19 protein-coding genes and 1 pseudogene are annotated in these 18782 nt (G+C 65.0%); 7 read left to right on the forward strand and 13 right to left on the reverse strand.

Annotation, left to right across the window (positions count from 1 at the left end; all coding sequences use genetic code 11):
- Window positions 1-345: pseudogene (locus tag LB565_RS04355) on the reverse strand (hypothetical protein); the annotation flags it as partial.
- 192 nt (window positions 346-537) lie between these two features.
- Here LB565_RS04355 and LB565_RS04360 point away from each other — a divergent pair.
- Window positions 538-1149 (forward strand): LysE family translocator, encoded by a 612-nt coding sequence (locus LB565_RS04360; protein ID WP_224581947.1) that lies wholly within the window; start codon window positions 538-540, stop codon window positions 1147-1149.
- 9 nt (window positions 1150-1158) lie between these two features.
- Here LB565_RS04360 and LB565_RS04365 read toward each other — a convergent pair whose 3' ends face one another.
- Genes LB565_RS04365 through LB565_RS04375 form a run of 3 tightly spaced genes read right to left on the reverse strand, consistent with a single transcriptional unit; the run spans window position 1159 to window position 3046 of the window.
- Complete coding sequence (locus LB565_RS04365; protein WP_224581948.1) at window positions 1159-1545, reverse strand: nuclear transport factor 2 family protein; 387 nt, start codon at window positions 1543-1545, stop codon at window positions 1159-1161.
- 19 nt (window positions 1546-1564) lie between these two features.
- Window positions 1565-1999 (reverse strand): OsmC family protein, encoded by a 435-nt coding sequence (locus tag LB565_RS04370; RefSeq protein WP_224581949.1) that lies wholly within the window; start codon window positions 1997-1999, stop codon window positions 1565-1567.
- A 36-nt stretch (window positions 2000-2035) separates the two neighbouring features.
- Window positions 2036-3046 carry a zinc-dependent alcohol dehydrogenase family protein gene (locus LB565_RS04375; RefSeq protein ID WP_224581950.1) on the reverse strand — a complete coding sequence of 337 codons (1011 nt, stop codon included), beginning with the start codon at window positions 3044-3046 and terminating at the stop codon, window positions 2036-2038.
- A gap of 113 nt (window positions 3047-3159) precedes the next feature.
- Between LB565_RS04375 and LB565_RS04380 the strand changes: the two genes are divergently transcribed.
- Window positions 3160-3768, forward strand: a complete 609-nt coding sequence (locus LB565_RS04380; protein WP_224581951.1) for a TetR/AcrR family transcriptional regulator — start codon at window positions 3160-3162, stop codon at window positions 3766-3768.
- A gap of 81 nt (window positions 3769-3849) precedes the next feature.
- On the opposite strand, the gene groL is transcribed toward LB565_RS04380, so the two are convergent.
- The 3 genes from groL to LB565_RS04395 all read right to left on the reverse strand — a co-directional run bounded on the left by groL (window position 3850) and on the right by LB565_RS04395 (window position 6993).
- Window positions 3850-5505: a chaperonin GroEL gene (groL, locus tag LB565_RS04385; RefSeq protein WP_095768453.1), complete on the reverse strand. Its 1656-nt coding sequence runs from the start codon at window positions 5503-5505 to the stop codon at window positions 3850-3852.
- Window positions 5506-5569: 64 nt separating this feature from the next.
- Window positions 5570-5866, reverse strand: a complete 297-nt coding sequence (groES, locus tag LB565_RS04390) for a co-chaperone GroES (RefSeq protein WP_010915433.1) — start codon at window positions 5864-5866, stop codon at window positions 5570-5572.
- A gap of 365 nt (window positions 5867-6231) precedes the next feature.
- Window positions 6232-6993 carry an SDR family NAD(P)-dependent oxidoreductase gene (locus LB565_RS04395; protein WP_224581952.1) on the reverse strand — a complete coding sequence of 254 codons (762 nt, stop codon included), beginning with the start codon at window positions 6991-6993 and terminating at the stop codon, window positions 6232-6234.
- 106 nt (window positions 6994-7099) lie between these two features.
- Between LB565_RS04395 and LB565_RS04400 the strand changes: the two genes are divergently transcribed.
- On the forward strand, window positions 7100-7996 hold the full coding sequence (locus LB565_RS04400) for a LysR family transcriptional regulator (RefSeq protein ID WP_224581953.1): 897 nt from the start codon (window positions 7100-7102) through the stop codon (window positions 7994-7996).
- Between the two features lie 6 nt (window positions 7997-8002).
- On the opposite strand, the gene LB565_RS04405 is transcribed toward LB565_RS04400, so the two are convergent.
- The gene (locus LB565_RS04405) at window positions 8003-8629 is read right to left on the reverse strand and encodes a TetR/AcrR family transcriptional regulator (protein ID WP_224581954.1); all 627 of its coding nucleotides are present in this window, start codon (window positions 8627-8629) and stop codon (window positions 8003-8005) included.
- 122 nt (window positions 8630-8751) lie between these two features.
- Between LB565_RS04405 and LB565_RS04410 the strand changes: the two genes are divergently transcribed.
- From LB565_RS04410 to LB565_RS04425, 4 genes are all read left to right on the forward strand, one after another.
- Entirely contained in the window at window positions 8752-9936 is a 1185-nt protein-coding gene (locus LB565_RS04410) for an MFS transporter (RefSeq protein WP_224581955.1), read from the forward strand.
- Between the two features lie 14 nt (window positions 9937-9950).
- Window positions 9951-11231 carry a D-arabinono-1,4-lactone oxidase gene (locus tag LB565_RS04415; RefSeq protein WP_224581956.1) on the forward strand — a complete coding sequence of 427 codons (1281 nt, stop codon included), beginning with the start codon at window positions 9951-9953 and terminating at the stop codon, window positions 11229-11231.
- The gene (locus LB565_RS04420) at window positions 11228-12364 is read left to right on the forward strand and encodes an alanine racemase (RefSeq protein WP_224581957.1); all 1137 of its coding nucleotides are present in this window, start codon (window positions 11228-11230) and stop codon (window positions 12362-12364) included. The genes LB565_RS04415 and LB565_RS04420 overlap by 4 nt, the downstream gene beginning before the upstream one ends.
- A 168-nt stretch (window positions 12365-12532) precedes the next feature.
- The gene (locus tag LB565_RS04425; RefSeq protein WP_224581958.1) at window positions 12533-13468 is read left to right on the forward strand and encodes a helix-turn-helix domain-containing GNAT family N-acetyltransferase; all 936 of its coding nucleotides are present in this window, start codon (window positions 12533-12535) and stop codon (window positions 13466-13468) included.
- Between the two features lie 105 nt (window positions 13469-13573).
- Here LB565_RS04425 and LB565_RS04430 read toward each other — a convergent pair whose 3' ends face one another.
- Genes LB565_RS04430 through LB565_RS04450 form a run of 5 tightly spaced genes read right to left on the reverse strand, consistent with a single transcriptional unit; the run spans window position 13574 to window position 18755 of the window.
- On the reverse strand, window positions 13574-14509 hold the full coding sequence (locus tag LB565_RS04430) for a phosphatidate cytidylyltransferase (protein ID WP_224581959.1): 936 nt from the start codon (window positions 14507-14509) through the stop codon (window positions 13574-13576).
- Window positions 14509-15168, reverse strand: coding sequence for a lysophospholipid acyltransferase family protein (locus tag LB565_RS04435; RefSeq protein ID WP_224581960.1), 660 nt, complete (start codon window positions 15166-15168; stop codon window positions 14509-14511). The genes LB565_RS04430 and LB565_RS04435 overlap by 1 nt, the downstream gene beginning before the upstream one ends.
- Window positions 15165-15608: a hypothetical protein gene (locus LB565_RS04440; protein ID WP_224581961.1), complete on the reverse strand. Its 444-nt coding sequence runs from the start codon at window positions 15606-15608 to the stop codon at window positions 15165-15167. The genes LB565_RS04435 and LB565_RS04440 overlap by 4 nt, the downstream gene beginning before the upstream one ends.
- Window positions 15605-16936, reverse strand: coding sequence for a phosphatase PAP2/dual specificity phosphatase family protein (locus LB565_RS04445; protein WP_224581962.1), 1332 nt, complete (start codon window positions 16934-16936; stop codon window positions 15605-15607). Before LB565_RS04445 ends, LB565_RS04440 begins: the two co-directional genes overlap by 4 nt.
- Window positions 16937-16949: 13 nt before the next feature.
- Complete coding sequence (locus tag LB565_RS04450) at window positions 16950-18755, reverse strand: bifunctional alpha/beta hydrolase/class I SAM-dependent methyltransferase (protein ID WP_224581963.1); 1806 nt, start codon at window positions 18753-18755, stop codon at window positions 16950-16952.
- Between the last annotated feature and the right edge of the window lie 27 nt (window positions 18756-18782).

Genomic DNA, 18782 nt, shown 5'->3' on the forward strand with positions numbered 1-18782 from the left:
CTCCTCGCGCTTCAAAAGATGCCCGATCAACTGCTGCAGCCATGGCCCTGCATTGCGCAGCCGGCCGAGCAAGGCCACGTCCGAAATGTCGGCAATCCCGCTTGCCGCCGCCCAGGCCACGACACCCCGCATCCCTACCTTGCCAAGGCAGTAAGCCAGCGTCAGGCGCAACAGGTCGCTCGCCGACCTGATGCCGCGTGGTCGCACGAACGCCTTCGTCTCGCGCGCACTTCCTGCGATCAACTCTTCGCCGCCGAGAAGCTCAAGTGTCTCGGCCCAGCCATCATCAACAAGCGATTCGTGTCTCATCCCCAGCGTAGAATCACAACCGATTCCGCGCCGCAATACCCTATCTTAGCGCCTATGCCCTCGAGGGGGAGATGGCCGCGAAGCGGTCAGAGGGGTCGTCTCGCATAGCGCCGACGTCGTCTTGTCGCGCAAGGGGTTGGCGCAAGGCGAAGATCACGCTCTTCACCCGCTTGCCCGGTCGCACGTCTGTCGGTACCTTCGCGCCGGGCAGGACTGCGGAGGAAATCCATGAGCATCGAATTCCTGTTGACGTCGCTGATCATTGTGGCTTCGCCAGGCACCGGCGTCCTCTACACGCTGAGCGCCGGCCTCTCGCGCGGCGCGCGCGCTTCGATCATCGCCGCCTTCGCCTGCACGCTGGGCATCATCCCGCATATGGCGGCCGCCATCACCGGCCTCGCCGCTGTGCTGCACACAAGCGCCGTCGCTTTCGAGACGCTGAAATATCTCGGCGTCGCCTATCTGCTCTACATGGCCTGGAACACGCTGAAGGAGAAGGGCGGCTTGAGCATCGATGAGGATGCCGTGCCGCGCTCGACCGCAAGGACCATCACCTCCGGCGTCCTGGTCAACATCCTGAACCCCAAACTGTCGATCTTCTTCTTCGCCTTCCTGCCGCAATTCGTCAGCACCACCGAGCCGCACGCGCTGCCCAAGATGCTGGAGCTCTCCGGCGTCTTCATGCTGATGACCTTCGTCGTCTTTGCCATCTACGGCGTGTTTGCCGCTTCGGTACGCAGCCACATCGTGTCGCGGCCGAAGGTGCTGACCTGGATGCGCCGCACCTTCGCCGGCGCCTTCGTCATGCTCGGCGCCAAGCTGGCGCTGGCCGACAGATAAGCTAGCCGACTATCCTTTGACGTAGCCCATCGCCTCGACGATTTTGCCATCCGCGACGCGCATCAGGTTGACGCCGCGCAGCGACTTGCCGTCGGACATCCAGAAGCGCCAGCGAATCGTGGCGCGGTCGCCGGCGACGAATGTTTCTTCGATGTCGAAGCGCGTTCCGGGTCCGGTGGCGATCGCCGACCACAATTCGACGCAAGCCGCCTTGCCGATGCGGCGGGCGCCGTCGGGCGCCGGCGTGGTGTTCTCGATCACGCAGTCCTGCGCCACCAATTCGTCCAGTGCCGCCGGATCGTGATGCTGGAAGACGTCATTGTAGCGCCGCATGATTTCCGCCGTCTCGGCGGAGCGCTTGGCCGCGGCGATGTCGATGATCAATTCCTGGATCATTGGATCTTCTCCTGTCGTTTCATTGAGCTACGAGGCTCGCCTTGAGCGTAATGGTTGCGACGCCGGCCAGCGCCCGCGAGACAAGGCAGGCCGCCTTGGCCTTTTGCGCCAGCCGCTCGAAATCCTCCGCCGAGATGCCCGCGACGCGGGCCCGAGTTTCGAGCTCGATGCGGGTGAGCGTCGGCCCGGCCGTGGTGGCGCCGAGATGCACCTTGGCGATCGTATGGATGTTCTCGGCCGTGTGGCCTTCGGCGCCGAGTATGGCGGTGAGCGCCATCGACAAGCAGCCGGCATGGGCGGCCGCGATCAGTTCTTCCGGATTGGTGCCCGGACCGCTCTCGAAGCGCGACGGGAAGGAATAGGCGCCTTCGAACACGCCGCTGCCCAGCTGCAGTCGGCCGGATCCCTCCTTGAGCGTGCCCTGCCATTGGGCCGAGGCCTCTCGAATTGTCATGGCTGATCTCCTCTCTGTTTGCGAAAAAAGCGACGATTACGCGCCGTCGATGACGACCTTGCCGAAGACGTCGCCCTGCTGGAAATGGCGGTAGGCCTCGCGCGGCTCGGCGAAGGGGAAGACCCTGTCGATGATCGGCTTCAGCCGGTGCGTGGCGACCGCGGCAAGCATTGCCTCCAGCCCGTTGCGGCTGCCGACGAACAGTCGGCTGATGGTGACGAGGCTGCGCTGATAGACGGCGCCCGGGATCTCGACCGGCTTGCCCTTCTGGTCCTGAACGGTCAGCAGCACGATGCGGCCGTAGAGCGAACTGGCGATCAGCGACTGCGCGAAGGTGGCTGGACCGCCGGTCTCGACGACCAGATCGATGCCGCCGGTCGTCTCGCGCAGCTTCATGCCCCATTCCGGTGTTTCGGCCGCCGCGATGACGAGGTCGGCGCCGAGTGCCCAAAGTCTGTCGGCCTTCTCGGCTCGCGAGGTGACGGCGGCCACGCGGCAGCCCATGAGCTTGGCGAACTGCAAGGAGAACAGCGCAACGCCGCCCGAGCCGATCACCAGGACCCACTGTCCGGGCTTCGGAACCTCGGCGCCCGTCAGCGCGCTCCAGGCGGTCAGCCCGGCGCAGGTGAAGGTCGCCGCTTCCTGCCATGAGAGATGGTCGGGCAGCCGCACCGCCCATTGCTCCTCGAGCAGCGCATATTCTGAGAGCATGCCGTCCAGTGTGCAGCCAAGCTGATCGACGACGCCCGGATGCATGCGGCCGTCGATCCAGCGCGCGAAGTAGCTGCCGGTGACGCGGTCGCCGACGACAAAGCGGGTCACGTCGCCGCCGACCGCGACGACTTCGCCGGCGCCGTCGCTTAGCGGCACGATGCCCGCATGCGGCGTCAGCGGATAGGTGCCGTTGAGGATCATCGTGTCGCGGCGGTTGAGCGAGGTTGCCCGCACACGCACCAGGATCTGGTTTCTCCCCGGCTCGGGGATTCGCACCTCCCGTACTGCCAGTTTCTCGATGTCGCCGAATTCCTCAAGCCGATAAGTCCGCATTGTTGCCTCCGAAATATATAGACCGATTTACATATTATGTAGACCGATTGTCATATTTGGGGCAAGCCCTATAATGCGCATTCCTGACAGAGGTTGACATTCGAGAGGTCGACGTGGCGACGGACACACGCACCCGCATGATCGAGGCGACGGCGCTGCTCCTCCGGCAGCGCGGCTATCACGGCACGTCACTGAACGACATTCTGAGCGCCAGCGCAGCACCGCGCGGTTCGCTCTATTTTCATTTTCCCGGCGGCAAGGACCAGCTTGTCATAGAGGTGACGCGCGCCAGCGTCGCCGATGTGACGGAGCGGCTGGGCGCCGCGCTGTTGGAGGAAAGCGATCCCGCCGTTGCCGTCCACCACATCTACCAGTCGGTCGCCCGCATGCTGGAGGAGAACGAGTTCTCCCTCGGCTGCCCGGTGGCGCCGGTGGTGCTCGACGCACCGAACGATGTTCCGGACCTGGTTGAAATCTGCCGCTCGGCCTTCGAGCAGTGGATCGGGCTGCTGCGCCAGGCTTTCGTCAGGGCAGGGGTGCCGGAGCGGCGCGCGCAGGCGCTGGCGCTGTTGGTCGAATCGTCGCTGGAAGGCCTGATGGTGATCGCCCGCGCCACCCGCGACCGCACGCCGGTCCAGGCGGTGGCCGACGAGGTCGCAGCGCTGGTCGAGCAGGCGGTGCTGGCTGGCAAGGTCGCACGGCAGGCCGAGAGTGCCGCCTGAGGACTCGGATTTGATCTCCAAATGCAACAAAAAGGGCGCCTTTCGGCGCCCTTTCCGTATGCATTGGCTTGGTAGCCTGGATTAGAAGTCCATGCCGCCCATGCCGCCCATGCCGCCGCCGCCCATGCCGCCAGGCATGCCGCCGCCGGCCGACTCCTTTTTCGGAGCTTCGGCGATCATGGCTTCGGTAGTGACGAGCAGGCCGGCGACCGAGGCCGCGTCCTGGAGAGCCGTGCGCACGACCTTGACCGGGTCGACGATGCCCATGGCGATCATGTCGCCATACTCGCCGGTCTGGGCGTTGTAGCCGAAGGTCGCGCCCTTGTTGTCGAGGATCTTGCCAGCGACGATCGAGGCTTCCGCACCGGCATTGGCCGCGATCTGGCGGGCCGGAGCCTGCAGCGCGCGACGCACGATGTTGATGCCGGCGGCCTGATCGGAGTTGGCGCCGGTGGCCTTGAGGTTGCCCGAGGCGCGCAGGAGCGCAACGCCGCCGCCGGCGACGATGCCCTCTTCCACGGCCGCGCGGGTCGCGTTCAGGGCGTCATCGACGCGGTCCTTCTTTTCCTTGACTTCCACTTCGGTCGCACCGCCGACGCGGATCACGGCAACGCCGCCGGCGAGCTTCGCCAGACGTTCCTGCAGCTTCTCCTTGTCGTAGTCCGAGGTGGTCTCCTCGATCTGCTGCTTGATCTGGGCGACGCGGCCCTGGATCTCGGCCTTCTTGCCGGCGCCGTCGACGATGGTGGTGTTCTCCTTGGAGATCGACACCTTCTTGGCGCGGCCGAGCATGTTGAGGCCGACATTCTCGAGCTTGATGCCGAGGTCTTCCGAGATGACCTGGCCACCGGTGAGGATGGCGATGTCTTCCAGCATGGCCTTGCGGCGGTCACCGAAGCCCGGCGCCTTGACGGCGGCGATCTTCAGGCCGCCGCGCAGCTTGTTGACGACCAGCGTGGCCAGGGCCTCGCCTTCGACGTCTTCCGAGATGATGAGCAGCGGCTTGGAGGTCTGGACGACGGCTTCCAGGACCGGCAGCATGGCCTGCAGGTTGGACAGCTTCTTCTCGTGCAGCAGGATGTAGGCGTCTTCCAGATCGGCGACCATCTTGTCGGCGTTGGTGACGAAGTAGGGCGACAGGTAGCCGCGGTCGAACTGCATGCCTTCGACGACTTCCAGCTCGGTCTCGGCGGTCTTGGCTTCCTCGACGGTGATGACGCCTTCGTTGCCGACCTTCTGCATCGCTTCCGCGATCATCTTGCCGACCGACTCGTCGCCATTGGCCGAGATCGTGCCGACCTGGGCGACTTCCTCGGAAGTCTTGATCTTCTTGGCGGCCTTGCCGAGCGCCGTGACGACTTCGGTGACGGCGAGGTCGATGCCGCGCTTCAGGTCCATCGGGTTCATGCCGGCGGCGACCGCCTTGTGGCCTTCCTGGACGATCGACTGCGCCAGAACCGTTGCGGTCGTGGTGCCGTCGCCGGCGATGTCGTTGGTCTTCGAAGCGACTTCGCGGACCATCTGCGCGCCCATGTTCTCGAACTTGTCCTCAAGCTCGATTTCCTTGGCGACGGTGACGCCGTCCTTGGTGATGCGCGGGGCGCCGAACGACTTGTCGATGACGACGTTGCGGCCCTTGGGGCCGAGGGTGACCTTCACCGCGTCGGCGAGGATGTTGACACCGCGCAGCATGCGCTCACGGGCATCGCGGGAGAATTTTACGTCTTTGGCAGCCATGTTTTAGCTCCTGGCAGGGGCTCGGGAAGAGCCCGAAGATGAAGATTCAGGTGAGGGCCGATGATCAGCCGATGATGCCCATGATGTCGGATTCCTTCATGATCAGAAGGTCTTCGCCATTGAGCTTGACTTCAGTGCCCGACCACTTGCCGAACAGGATGCGGTCGCCGGCCTTGACGTCCAGCGGGACGAGCTTGCCGCTTTCGTCGCGGGCGCCGGAGCCGACGGCGATGATCTCGCCTTCCTGCGGCTTCTCCTTCGCCGTGTCCGGGATGATGATCCCGCCGGCGGTCTTGGATTCGGATTCGACCCGGCGAACGACCACGCGGTCATGAAGCGGGCGGAACTTGGACTTTGCCATGTTGTCTTCCTCGAATGAGAACGGTGAGAACTGTTCCTCCATCCGGCGAGGCCGCCGGATATGAGTTAGCACTCACCAAAGGCGAGTGCTAACGTGGCGCTGAAATAGGCTGGCGAATTGCGAGAGTCAAGGCGCGCGCGACGGGGCGGCGGCGCGAAATTTTTCTCGCATGATTTCCCGGTTGGGAATGCGCCGGTTGGGGTGGGGATCGGCGAGGCCCGTCACCTTCGGTCGCCGGCCGACGGCTTCGAGGACCTGATGCGACATGCGTTAGGGCGGCCCAGCTCTCGTTGAGCCGCCCCGACTGCCGGTTTTCACGGGACCGACGGGAAGCGCTTGCGCTTCCTCGATTGTCCATACGGGGCTCAGATATTCATGCCGCCGGACACCTCGATGCGCTGGGCGTTGACCCAGCGATTGTCGTCGGAGAGCAGCGAGGCGATCATCGGCCCGATATCGTCGGCGACGCCGACGCGGCCGAGCGCGGTGACGCCGGCCACCATGCGGTTGATCTCGGCATTGTCGCGAACATGGCCGCCATTGAAGTCGGTGGCGATCGCGCCGGGCGCCACAGTGTTGGCGGTGATGCCGCGCTGGCCGAGCTCCTTGGCGAGGTAGCGCGTGAACACCTCGATGCCGCCTTTCATCATCGCATAGGCGGAAGATCCGGGCGCGGCGAAGCGGGCGAGCCCGCTCGAGATGTTGATGATGCGTCCGCCATCATTGATCAGCGGCAGCAGCGCCTGGGTGAGGAAGAACACACCCTTCAGATGGGTGTTCATCAGCGTGTCGAATTCCTCTTCCGTCGTCTCGGCGATCATCTTGCGCAGGCCGGTGCCGGCATTGTTGACGAGATAGTCGAAGCGGTCGCGCTGCCAGGTGTCTTTGAGCGTCTTCTTCAACGCCGCAACGAAGACCGGGAAGGTGGCGACGGCGCCGGTGTCGAGCTCAAGCGCGGCGGCGCGGCCGCCGGCCGCCTCGATCTCGGCGATTGCCGTCTTCGCCTCGTCGGCGCGCGAGCGATAGGTGAGGACGACGTCGACGCCCTTGCGGGCGAGGTTGAGCGCGGTGTTGCGGCCGAGACCGCGGCTGCCGCCGGTGATGAGGGCGATGGGGCGAGTGATCATGGCGAAATCTCCTTCTGTCTGGATGGAGATGCATATACTCGCCCGGCCGGTCGATATAATCGGCCATGGATTGCCAACACTATTCAGTCCGTGCGAACAATCAGCGATGGACCGGTTTGACAGTATGCGGCTCTTCACCCGCGTCGTGGAACGGCGCAGCTTCACCGCGGCCGCCGCCGATCTCGGCTTGCCGCGCTCCAGCGCCACCGCCGCGATCAAGCAGCTTGAAGAGCGGCTTGGCGTGCAATTGCTTCGGCGCACGACAAGGCATGTCACAACGACGCTCGACGGCGAAGCCTATTACGAGCGCTGCATCGGCATCCTCGCCGACATCGAGGACGCCGAAGGCGGCTTCGGCGCGCATGAGGTGCGCGGGCGGCTGAGCGTCGACATCAACGGCAACATGGCCCGCACCTTGGTCATCCCGGAACTGCCGGCGTTGCTCACCCGCTATCCCGGGCTCAGCCTGCATATCGGCGAGGGCGACCGGTTCGTCGACCTGGTGCGCGAGGGCGTCGACTGCGTGGTCCGTGCCGGCACGCTCCCCGACAGCGAAATGATCGCGCGTCGCATCGGCATGGCGCGCGAGGCGACGGTTGCCAGCGCCGCCTATGTCGAGCGCCACGGCCTGCCGCGCTCACTGGACGAACTTGCCGGACATATAATGATCGGCTTCGTCTCGTCCCGCACCGGCCAGGTGATGCCGCTGGAGTTCACCGTCGACGGCAAGATCCGCGAGATCGTCCTGCCGTCGCGCGTCACGGTCTCTAATTCCGACACCGCCGCTACGCTGGTGCTCCAGGGTTTTGGCCTCTACCAGGCGCCGCGCCGCCGCTTCGCCGCCGACATCGATGCCGGCCGGCTGATCGAGGTGCTGCCCGGCAATCTGCCGACGCCGACGCCGATCTCGGTGCTCTATCCGCCGAGCCGCCAGCTTTCGCCAAGGGTGAGGATGTTCGTTGATTGGCTGGTGGAGATTCTGGGGCCGAAGCTGGATCCCTGATCGCGCTCAGAGAAACAATCTCAATTGCGCGTGGATGATCGAGCGGTAATCGTCGATCGTGCGCCGGCCTTCTTCCTTGTCCTGCGTCAGCGCCAGCCGCACGACGCCGCCGGCGAGTTGGAAGATCAGGAACACGACGCGCCCGAACGCCTCGCGCTGCTCGGCCTTCAGCATCGGCGCGACATGATCACAGAACATCTTCGCCTGGTGCCGCGTCTCGGCGATGTCGAGGTGCTGCAGCGCCTTGTCGGCCTGGATGGCATTCTGCAGATCCTGGATGGCCGGGTCCGCCGCCACGCGGCTGTAATAGTCGTCGAGCAGGCGGTCGGCCGCGGCGGTCACGTCGTCCAGCCGGCCTATCTCGGCGATGATCGCGCCGAAGCGTGCGCGGCTTTCCTCGGAAAACCGCTCATAGAGCATTGCCAGAATTGCCGACTTGCTGGGGAAGTAATGATAGACGGTAGCGATCGGCCCGCCGGCCAGCGCGCCGACTTCCTTCATCGTCACCGCGTCGATGCCTTTCTCGCCGATCAGCCGCATGGTGGTGGCGAGGATCGCGTCGATACGTTCGCGGCTGCGCTCCTGCTTGGGCCTGCGTCGCGGTTCGGTCGCTTTTCGCTTCATCTGCGTCATGCGCCAAATCTCTCTCGAGAGTGCGAATTCGCGGTTGACAAGAAACATGATCAAGTATCAGTTTTCGCTAAATGCTGACAGATTGTCAGTTTTCCGATCGAGCTGCAAGGGAAGGGCGCCTCGTGACCGCATCGCAAGCCGTGCAGGCGGAAAATGGCGATTGGCTTGTCGGCAATCCCACCGGCCTGCAACTGGCCTCGGCGCTCTGGATCGGTTCGGTCGGCCTGCTGATCCTCGGTTTGCAGCCGGTGCTGCTCGGCGCGCTCTACAGCGAAGGTCACGTCACGGGCGATGAGCTGGCGCTGGTCGCCACCGCCGAGATGATTGCCATCGCCATCGGCTCGGGCGTGGTGGCGATGCTCTTGCCGGCGCGCAACATGCGCTGGAAGAGCGCGGCACTGCTCATGCTGCTGGCGCTCGCCAATGTCTGGACCGCTTATGCCGGCAGCCCCAATGCGCTGATCGGCGCGCGCACGCTGGCCGGCCTCGCGGAGGGAGGGCTGGTCGCCGTCGCGACCGAGCTGATCGCCCGCTCGCGCCGGGCCGAGCGCATCGGCGGCTATTTCGTCACGCTGCAGACCCTGGCGCAATGCGCGCTGGCGCTGATCCTCGCGCTCTTTGCCGTGCCGCGAGCGGGCTCGGCCGGCGGCTTCATCGCGCTCGGCGTCGTCTGCCTGCTTTCCCTCGTCGTGGCCTGGATCGTGCCGGACGACTATGCCGACCTTCACAAGCAAGAGCAGTTCGCCAATGTGGCGACTGTGCCGGCGATCACCGCGCTGCTGTCGATCTTCTGCTATTTCATGTTCTTCGGCGCTGTCTGGGCCTTTCTCGAGCCCATCGGCGCGCAGTTCGGTATCGATCGCCGCACCGTCGGCCTGATGGTTTCGGCGAGCCTTGCCGCGCAGGTGATCGGCGCGATGACCGCGACAATCTTCGAGGCGCGCATCGACTATCGTTTTGCCATCACCGTCATCGGGATCGTCGCGGCGATCAGCTCGGTGCTGCTTGCGTCCGGCCCCGGGCTTTCGGTGTTCTGGGCCGTGGCGCTGGTGATGGGCTTCATCCTGCTTTTCATCGTGCCTTACCAGATCCGGCTGGCCATCACCGCTGACGAGACGCGCACCGCGGTGCTGCTGGTGCCGGCTGCCCAGCTCTTCGGCCTCGCCATCGGCCCGATCGCCGCCTCGCTGCTGATCGACGGCGCGGATTTCCGGCCCGTGCCGGAATTCGCCGCCGCCACCGCTTTGGCAAGCGTCCTTTTGCTCGGCATTTTCGTGCTGGTCGCGCGGCGGCGCGGCCGGGCCTGAGCCGGAGAGGTCAGATGGCAACCGCCTGGAGCAACTGGTCCGGCTTCGTCACGGCTTCTCCGAAATTGATCGCGACGCCGGCCGATGCCGGCGAGTTGGCCGAACTGGTGCGCTCGGCGCCTGGTCCGCTGCGCGTCGCCGGCGCCGGCCATTCCTTCACGCCGCTGGTGCAGTCCGACGGCACCGTCGTCTCGCTGGAGAAGATCGAGGGTCTGGTCTCGCACGATGCCGCGAACAACCGGGCGCGGGTGAGGGCGGGCACGCGGCTCGGTCCGCTGATGCGCATCCTGCAGGACATCGGCCAGGGTCTGCCCAATATGGGCGACATCGACAAGCAGGCGATCGGCGGCGCGTTGGGCACGGCAACGCATGGCTCCGGCCCGACGCTCGGCGCCTATCACACGCAGCTTGAGGCGCTGCAGCTCGTGGATGGGCAAGGCAAGCTGCGCGAGTACAGCCGGGCAGACGACCTGGACATGATCTACGCCACCGGCGTCGCGCTGGGCAGCTTTGGCGTGCTGACCGAAGTGACGATGAACAACATCGCCACCTATCGGCTGCGCCGCCGCAAATGGGTTCTGCCGATCGGCGACATGCTCAAAAACTTCGAGACGATGATGGCCGCGCATCGCTCGGCCGAGTTCTACTACATCCCGTTCTCCGGCTACGCCCAGTTCATCGCCAGCGACCTCAGCGACGCGGCGCCAACGACGCGGCCGACCGAAGACGACGAAGAAGGATTGGCGACTTTGCGCAAGCTGCGGACCGCGTTGCGCTGGCTGCCGTCGCTGCGCCGGGCGCTGATCAGAGGGGCGGTGAAGAAGGTGCCGGCGGAAGACTATGTGCAGGACTGGCTCAACGTCTACGCCAGCGAGCGTCGCACCAAATTTAACGAGATGGAGTACCACCTGCCGTACGAGGAAGGTCCCAAGGCGTTGGCCGAGATCATCGCGCTGACGGAAAAGCACTTTCCGGAAGTCTATTTCCCGATGGAGGTGCGTTCCGTAGCGGCCGACGAGTTCTGGCTTTCGCCTTTCTACAAAAGGCTGAGCTGCTCGATCGCCATTCATCACGATGCCGCGAATGACCCGCTGCCTTTCATGCGCGCCGCCGAACCGGTCTTCCGCAAGCATGGCGGCCGACCGCATTGGGGAAAGATGCACAGCCTGAAGGCGGCGGAATTCAAGAAGCTTTATCCGCGTTGGGACGACGCGATGGCAGTGCGGCGCGACATCGATCCGCAAAACCGCTTCGTCTCGCGCTACATGGCCGACTTGTTCAGCATCCGACAATGAGCGCCTATTTCGCTGCCCTGTCCGATGCATTGAAGGCCGCCGAGATTTTCCGGCCCTGCCTTGTGCTTGACCGCGACCGGCTGGATGGCAACATCGCGCTGGTGAAGGAGAGGCTGGCGCCGGGCCTTGGCGTGCGGCTGGTCGACAAATCGCTGCCTTGCGTGCCGCTGCTCTCGCATATCGCGCGAGCACTTGAAACCAAACGCTTCATGACCTTCCATCCGCCGGTGACGCAGGCCGTGCTCGACGCCTTTCCCGAGGCCGACCTGCTCTACGGCAAGCCGATGCCGGTCGGCGCCGCCAGGGCCGCGCTGACCAGAGGCGGCGCCGGCTGGTGGTCGCGCGTCTGCTGGCTGATCGACACGCCGGAGCGGCTGGCCGACTATGGGGCCTTGGCCGCTGCGCTCGACACTGAACTGCGCTTCGCTTTCGAGGTCGATGTCGGCCTGCATCGCGGCGGCTTTCGCGATCCCGCCGGGATTAACGCGCTCCCGATTCCAAAAGGTCTGCGCTGCGAAGGCATCATGGGCTATGAGGCGCATGCGCCGGAAATCCCCGGTTTGTTCGGCGGCGCGGCCAAGGCGCTGAAGCAGGCATCTGCCAAGGCCGCGGAGTTCGCCGCTGCCCTCGATCCGGACCAGCGCCGCATCCTCAACATCGGCGGCTCCAAGACGGCGCTGCTGCACGGCGGCGGCGTCGCCAACGAAGTGTCGGTCGGCTCGGCTTTCGTGCTGCCCAAGGATTTCGACACGCCCGGGCTGGCAGGCTTCCAACCGGCGGCCTTCATCGCCACCCCGATCCTCAAGGCGCTCGATCCGATGCTGCCGGGCCCGCCGGCGGTTTCCAGGGCGCTGCAGGCGCTTGGCCTCTTCCCGCGCAAGGGTTGCTACCTCTATGGCGGCAAATGGATGTCCGAACCGGTGTTTCCCGAAGGCATGAAACCGAACGGACTGATCGGCCTGTCGTCCAACCAGCAATTCATGGGCCTGCCGGCAGGCGCGGATGTGAAGCCCGGCGACTATGCCTTCCTGCGGCCAACGCAGAGCGAGGCGGTGCTGCAGCATTTCGGGGCGATCGCTGTGTTTGCCGGCGGGCGGATCGTGGAGCTTTGGCCAGCGCTACCAATGGGGTAGGGCCACCGGGGTCGTGATTGGCGCTGGCCTCCGCGACTTTCAGGGTCTGCGCGTCGCTTCGCTCCTTGCTCCGCTCTGGAATGACGAAGTTGTGTAGTGTCTCGCTCGCCGTATTTATTGACTCAGTCAACTAAATGATTGATCCTGTCAATGACAGGAGGACTTCCCATGACCATCCACGACCATCCCGGCAAGGAGCGCATTGATACGGTGCGCGCCTTCAACCGCTTCTATACCCGCCAGATCGGCCTGCTTGACGAGGGCCTGCTGAAAAGCCCGTTCTCGCTGACCGAGGCGCGGGTGCTTTACGAGCTCGCCCATCGCGATGGGCTCGTCGCCAGCGACCTGGTGCGCGACCTCGGCCTCGATCCCGGCTACGTGAGCCGGCTCTTGAAGAAATTCGAGGAGCGCGGCTTGGTCGGACGCGAAGCCAGTGAGACCGACGCGCGCCGCGCCTCGATCGCGCTGACGCCGGCCGGCAGGGAGGCCTTCGCGCCGCTCAACCAGGACTCGCACGACCAGGTGCGCGCGCTGCTCGATCGCCTGGCGCCGGCCGACCAGGACCGGCTGGTCAAGGCCATGCGCACCGTCCAAGACTTGCTCGGCGACAGACCCGAACCGAAGGTGTCTTATATCCTGCGGCCGCTGCAGGTTGGCGACATCGGCTGGATCACGCACCGCCAGGGCCTCATCTACGCGCAGGACTATGGCTGGGACGAAACCTATGAGGCGCTGGTCGCTGAGATCCTCGGTGAGTTCGTCAAGAACTTCGTCCCGCAATGGGAGCGCAGCTGGATCGCCGAGCGCGAAGGCGAGGTGGTCGGCTCGGTCTTCGTCATGCGCAAATCGCCCAAGGTCGCGAAGCTCAGGCTGCTCTATGTCGAGCCGTCGGCGCGCGGCCTTGGCATTGGCCGGCGCCTGGTCGACGAATGCATCACCTTCGCGCGCGCCAAGGGTTACAAGACGCTGACGCTCTGGACCAACGACATATTGAGCTCGGCCCGCCGCATCTATCAGGCCGCGGGCTTCAGGCTGGTCGACGAGGAGCGCCACCATTCCTTCGGCAAGGATCTTGTCGGGCAAACGTGGAACCTCGAGCTATAGTCCTCCTTCTCCCACAAGGGGGATAAGGGAAAGCCACGCTCACCCCTTGACCGGCACCCAGATCTCCAGCCCGCCATTGCCGGTGCGCGCGTCGAATTCGGCCGCTCACACCGTCCAGAAGTAGCGCACGATGTGAAAGAAGATCGGCGCGGCGAAGACCAGGCTGTCGGTGCGGTCGAGCATGCCGCCATGGCCCTCGATCAGGTGCCCCCAGTCCTTGACGCCCTGGTCGCGCTTGATCGCCGAGGCGACGAGTCCTCCGAGGAATCCCATCGTGCAGGCGATGAAGGCGACGGCCGAGGCCTGCAGCGGCGAGAACGGCGTGATGAAGGACAAGAGTGCGCCAAGCAGGCTCGACGCCACCAGCCCGCCAATCAGGCCTTCCCAGGTCTTGGACGGCGAGACGGTCGGCGAGAAGCGGTGCTTTCCGAACAGCTTGCCGAAAATATATTGCAGCACGTCGCTGCCTTGCACGACGATGATCAGGAAGGCGATGAGAAGCAGGTTGCGGCCCTCGAAGCCAGGCACGTCGAGCGTCAGCAAAGCGGGCACGTGACTGACGCAATAGACCGAGATCATGATCGCCCATTGCTGGGCCGAGACGCGCTCGAGAAAACGTTCTGTGTCGCCGTGCAGCGCCGTGATCGCCGGCATCAGCAGGAAGCAGTAAACCGGGATGAAGATCACGAAGAGACCGTACCAGGCGGTCCACACCAGCCAGTACTGGAACGGGATGACGATGCCGAACATGCCGAGCAGCACCCAGTGGTCGCTGCGCCGGCTATGCGTCAGCGTCACGAATTCGCGCAGCGCCGCGAACGAGATCAGCGCGAACAGGATGGTCATGCCGTAGCGCCCGAAGAAGAAGGCGATCGTCATCAGCGCCACCATCACCCACCAGGCGTTGATGCGCTGGGTGAGGTTGACGAGCGTCGCGCTCAGCGGCTTCGGCGCGCGCATCGAAAGGATGCCGGCGGTGACGCTGGCGGTGCTCAGCACCACGAAAAGACCGATGATCAAAATGCTGATTTCGTGGCGCATTAATCGTCTCGGTCGGGGCGCGGGTTGAGCGCCATAAGCTCGGCGCGGGCGCGCTGCAGGAAGGCGCGGCGTTCCTCGCCGGGCGCCACCGCCACAGGGGCGCCGAAGACAACGCGGCAAAGCAGCGGCACCGGCAGGAACTGGCCTTTGGGCAGCACGCGCGACATGTTCTCGATCCAGCAGGGGATCAGCTCGACGTCCGGCCGCGCTATCGACAGATTGTAGAGTCCCGAGCGGAAGGGCAGCAGCTCGTCGCTGGTGTTCCGGGTGCCTTCCGGGAAGATAATCAGCGAATGGCCTTGGTCGAGCACGGAGAGCATGATCGAGATCGGGTGCTCCGCTTCGCTTGTCCACTGCCGACTGATCAGCACCGAGGACAGCATGTCCTCGGCGATGAAACGACGCAGCTGCGACTTGCCCCAGTATTCGGCAGCGGCGATGGCGTGCGTCTTGGCGCGCTCCGTTTCGCTCAGACAGGTCGATAGAAGGATGAAATCGCCATGACTGGTATGGTTGGCGAAATAGATGCGCTGACGGTCGGACGGCTGGCTGCCGTTCCAGATCGGCCGCACGCCGGTGACCGCCCAGGCCAGCGCCGACAGGCCGACCGAAGTCCCCGTCTGCAGCAAGGTGTAGGTGCGCAGCGCCAGCTTGCTCATCTCGGCATCCAGAAACCGGCGGTGAGGAACGTGACGACGAAGATCGCGAAGGCGATGCGTTGGCGGGCGAGCAGTTTTCGCGTTCCCGCGATCCGCTCGTCGATCGGGCGCGGCGTTGGCGAAGCGGCCTTCAGCCGCATGCGCGCCAGCATGTCGTCGACTGCGCTGCCGCCCGACACTTCGTCGCCATGGCTCGCCATCAAACGAAACAGCAGTGCGTCGAAAAGGAGGAGCGTGGAAAGTCCAAGCACCACGACGGCGCTCGCCGCCGCGACCACTAGCGCCAGCACCGCGAGGGGCGCGTGGAGCGCGCCGCGAGCCGAAGCGACCAGCGGCGCGACGCTGTCGGCGGCGATCACGATCACGGCCGGCCACGCCGCCTGCTTGACCAGCATCGCGGCGAAGGCGGCAGTCTCGCGCTGATAGGCGTCGTCGTTCATGCCGGCTCGTCCAAGCCGACCTGAAGATGCACCGGCCGGCCGGATGCGGCGAGCCGCTTGCGCGCCTGCGCCGGCGTGTGCGAGCGGCCGCTGGTGACCAGCCATTGGGCGATGACGCTGGCGCTGCGCTGGAAGCCGAGCGCGCAGCAGACCAGAACCGTGCCCTGCTTGCGCGCCGGCTCGATCGCCTCTACCGCTTTGTCGAGTGTATCGGCGGGGGGCGAAAGGAGATCGAGCATGGGAAAGCTCGTCCATCGTCCCATCGCATCGCGCGGCCGCTCCAGCTCGGCTGCAAGGTCGATCACCGTGCCGAAGCTATCGGCTTCGGCAGCATCGGGAAAACGCCCGAGGAAGACGCCGTCGGCGACGGCAACGACCGGCGGCAGCTTGCGGGTCCAGGCCCAGACATTGACCCTGGCGGCCAACCGGTACGGCCAGAGCAGCACGCGGCTTGCCAGCGAGACACGGCCGTTAGCCGTCTTCTGGAACACTTTTGGCCCGGCCCCGGCATAGCCGAAGGCGACGATGGCCAGCGCCAGCGCCGGCCACAAGAGCAGGAAGGCGAGGGCGGAGAAGAAGGCGCCGACGGTTGCGCCGGCAAGCGCCAGAGCGGCGCCCAGCGCGTAGCAGAGCGAAAGCCTCCGCGCCTTGACGTCGGCGGTCAGGCAGAAACCGGCGAAGGGCAATTCTCCTTCAGCCGGAAAGAGCCACAGCGCAAGGAAGCCGAGCAGCGCACCGGTCGGGATGTCGATAAAATGGTGCTGCCACGTCGTCAGCACCGAGGCGCCGATCAGTAAGCACCAAAAATGCCAGAGCGCGAGCACGGGACCGGAAAGGCGTTGGCGCCAGTGATCCCAGATGATCACCAGAAGCGCGATATGCAGGGAAGGAGCCTGGTTGAACGGCTTGTCGAAACTGCCGAGCATGGCAAACAGGAAGCCGGGCAGGCCGGTCGTTGCCGGCCGCACGAAAGTGGCAGTCAGCGGAAACAGGATGAAGCAGGAAACGGCGACGATCTGCGCGGTGAGGTAGCGGCCGGCCAGCCGGTCGACGCCCTGCCGGGTGTCATTGAGCAGAAGCGACAGGCCGTAGAACAGGTTGATCGACCAGTAGGGTACGATCGTCCAAGCGAGGAAGGGAACGTGGTGCTCCCAGGAGAAGACGATGCTGCCGACATATAAGCGCTTTGAGGCCAGCCAGTTGGCGAAGCCATAGGTCGAATAGAAGAATGGCGCGAGAAACGCGAGCCAAAGCGCTGACCGCAGGACGACACGTCCATAGGGCTCGGCGATGGCTGAAAGTGGCGGGGGCTCGGCGCTGGCGGGCATGCGTGGACGGTTCCTAAACCCGCCTTGCCAGCGAGACGGTGAAGATGCCCCACTGGTCGATGCGCTGGTCGAGCTTCTCGAAGCCGGCTGCTTCCACCAATTGGTCCATCTCGCCTTGCGTGCGCCGCCGCATCACCCAGGCCTGGCCGCCGCGATGCGAGGTCAGGCTGCGCGCGATCATTTCAAGCTGCGGATGCCAGGGCTGGTTGGTGTAGATGAGCAGACTGCCGGGTCGCATGGCGCGGGCGAGGCCGCCCAGCGAGCGGGTAACCTGAGCGTTGTCCGAGAAGAGCTCGTAGAGGCCGGAGACGATCGCAAGGTCAGGCGCAGGATCGAGCGCCGCCAGCTCGTCGCCGTCGAAGGCGTCGGCACGCCGGAACGAAACAGTCGCCGGCATATGCCGTTCGGCGATCAGTTTGCGGCCGAGCTCGACATTGATGTCGGAATAGTCCTGCAGGCGCACGCTGGCCGGCTGCTCCGAGCTCTTGCTGATCGCATCGAGCACATAGCGGCCGTGACCCGCGGCGATGTCGAGGATGTGGCCTGGCCGTCTGGCCGCCTTCAGCGTTGCCAGCGCCTGGCCGATCAGCTCTTCGAGGTGGAGCTTGCGCTGGCGGATGCCGCGCCAGCCGATGGCATCGAGGAAAGTCCTGTCGACCATGCGGCCGATCGGCCCGATGCCGCGGGCGTCATTCTCGTAGACATAGTCCAGCGTCGAGCCGGAATCGAAGCCCGTGCTGACGCCGATCTTCATGCCACGGGAAAACCAGCTGCCGATACGAATGAAGGCGCGGCTCAAGCCCCAGTAGAGGCCCTTGGGCGAGAGGAGATCGAGCGGCGAGGCAAGCCTGTCGGCCTCGTCGCGCGTATAACCGGCGACATCCGCCTGCTTCAGGTCGACAGCTTCGGCCGGCGAAGCGAACTGCTCTTCGAGGAAAGGCCGGATCAAGTCGAGCGCCTTGGCGCGATCGCGCTCGCCCAGCGTGTCGTGGAAGAAGCCGGGCAGCACATGCCGCTCCTTCACGCGGCTGCCGAGATTGACGAAGAACTCGTGTTGAGGACCGTGCCGCACCACCCAGTCGCTACCCGACAAAAGAAGCTGGGTCGGCACTGTGATGGCCCGGGCATCGACGACGATGCGCGCCGCATGCTGGTAGAGCTCGACCAGGATGTTCGATGCGATCGGCCTGGTGATCAGCGGATCGTTCTCGAAGGAGGCGATGCGCACCGGGTCATGGGTGAGCAGGCTCGCCTTGACGTAGGAATTGACGAAGAAGCGTCCCTTGATCTTTTGCCAGAACGCGATGCCTTCCTTGGCGAAGGGCACATAGAGTTTGACCGAGAAGGCGGGCGAGGCGAGCACCATGGCGCGCAGTTTCGGCGCATAGTCGTGCACCCAGGCGGCGGCGAGCACAGCGCCGAACGACTGCGCGATGAGCGCGATATCCTGTGTGCCAAAACTGTCTTTGGCGGCTATCTCGCGCATGAAACAGTCGATATCGCGCACAAGTGCGGCGAAGGACGGCGCGTAGCCGCGCTCGCCGGCAGAGCGCCCGCTGCCGCGCGCATCCCAGGCATAGAAGGCGTGGTCCGGCATGCGCAATTCGTCGACCAGATGCGCCATGCGGCCGCCATGCTCATGGCCACGATGGAAGAGCACCACCGCGCCCTTTGCCGCGGTCGATACCTCTGTCTGGGGCGATACGGGCGGCCAGAAACGGTAAAATATCTCCGTGCCGTCGTGGCTGCGGAAGCTGCGTTCCTGCGCCTGCCGCGCAAGTTTTTCCGCGGGCGCGGCTGCGATCTGTTCGTGAAGCATGGCGTTTCCCCCGGATGGCATGGCGAG

This window comes from Mesorhizobium sp. CA14 (assembly GCF_020165195.1).
GTDB lineage: Bacteria > Pseudomonadota > Alphaproteobacteria > Rhizobiales > Rhizobiaceae > Mesorhizobium.

What these genes read in the sequence shown, in the direction of transcription:
- LB565_RS04360 (WP_224581947.1), top strand. Translation starts at nt 538, where the DNA reads ATGAGCATCGAATTCCTGTTGACGTCGCTGATCATTGTGGCTTCGCCA.
- LB565_RS04365 (WP_224581948.1), bottom strand. Translation starts at nt 1,545, where the DNA reads ATGATCCAGGAATTGATCATCGACATCGCCGCGGCCAAGCGCTCCGCC.
- LB565_RS04370 (WP_224581949.1), bottom strand. Translation starts at nt 1,999, where the DNA reads ATGACAATTCGAGAGGCCTCGGCCCAATGGCAGGGCACGCTCAAGGAG.
- LB565_RS04375 (WP_224581950.1), bottom strand. Translation starts at nt 3,046, where the DNA reads ATGCGGACTTATCGGCTTGAGGAATTCGGCGACATCGAGAAACTGGCA.
- groL (WP_095768453.1), bottom strand. Translation starts at nt 5,505, where the DNA reads ATGGCTGCCAAAGACGTAAAATTCTCCCGCGATGCCCGTGAGCGCATG.
- groES (WP_010915433.1), bottom strand. Translation starts at nt 5,866, where the DNA reads ATGGCAAAGTCCAAGTTCCGCCCGCTTCATGACCGCGTGGTCGTTCGC.
- LB565_RS04395 (WP_224581952.1), bottom strand. Translation starts at nt 6,993, where the DNA reads ATGATCACTCGCCCCATCGCCCTCATCACCGGCGGCAGCCGCGGTCTC.
- LB565_RS04400 (WP_224581953.1), top strand. Translation starts at nt 7,100, where the DNA reads ATGGACCGGTTTGACAGTATGCGGCTCTTCACCCGCGTCGTGGAACGG.
- LB565_RS04405 (WP_224581954.1), bottom strand. Translation starts at nt 8,629, where the DNA reads ATGACGCAGATGAAGCGAAAAGCGACCGAACCGCGACGCAGGCCCAAG.
- LB565_RS04415 (WP_224581956.1), top strand. Translation starts at nt 9,951, where the DNA reads ATGGCAACCGCCTGGAGCAACTGGTCCGGCTTCGTCACGGCTTCTCCG.
- LB565_RS04420 (WP_224581957.1), top strand. Translation starts at nt 11,228, where the DNA reads ATGAGCGCCTATTTCGCTGCCCTGTCCGATGCATTGAAGGCCGCCGAG.
- LB565_RS04425 (WP_224581958.1), top strand. Translation starts at nt 12,533, where the DNA reads ATGACCATCCACGACCATCCCGGCAAGGAGCGCATTGATACGGTGCGC.
- LB565_RS04430 (WP_224581959.1), bottom strand. Translation starts at nt 14,509, where the DNA reads ATGCGCCACGAAATCAGCATTTTGATCATCGGTCTTTTCGTGGTGCTG.
- LB565_RS04435 (WP_224581960.1), bottom strand. Translation starts at nt 15,168, where the DNA reads ATGAGCAAGCTGGCGCTGCGCACCTACACCTTGCTGCAGACGGGGACT.
- LB565_RS04440 (WP_224581961.1), bottom strand. Translation starts at nt 15,608, where the DNA reads ATGAACGACGACGCCTATCAGCGCGAGACTGCCGCCTTCGCCGCGATG.
- LB565_RS04445 (WP_224581962.1), bottom strand. Translation starts at nt 16,936, where the DNA reads ATGCCCGCCAGCGCCGAGCCCCCGCCACTTTCAGCCATCGCCGAGCCC.
- LB565_RS04450 (WP_224581963.1), bottom strand. Translation starts at nt 18,755, where the DNA reads ATGCTTCACGAACAGATCGCAGCCGCGCCCGCGGAAAAACTTGCGCGG.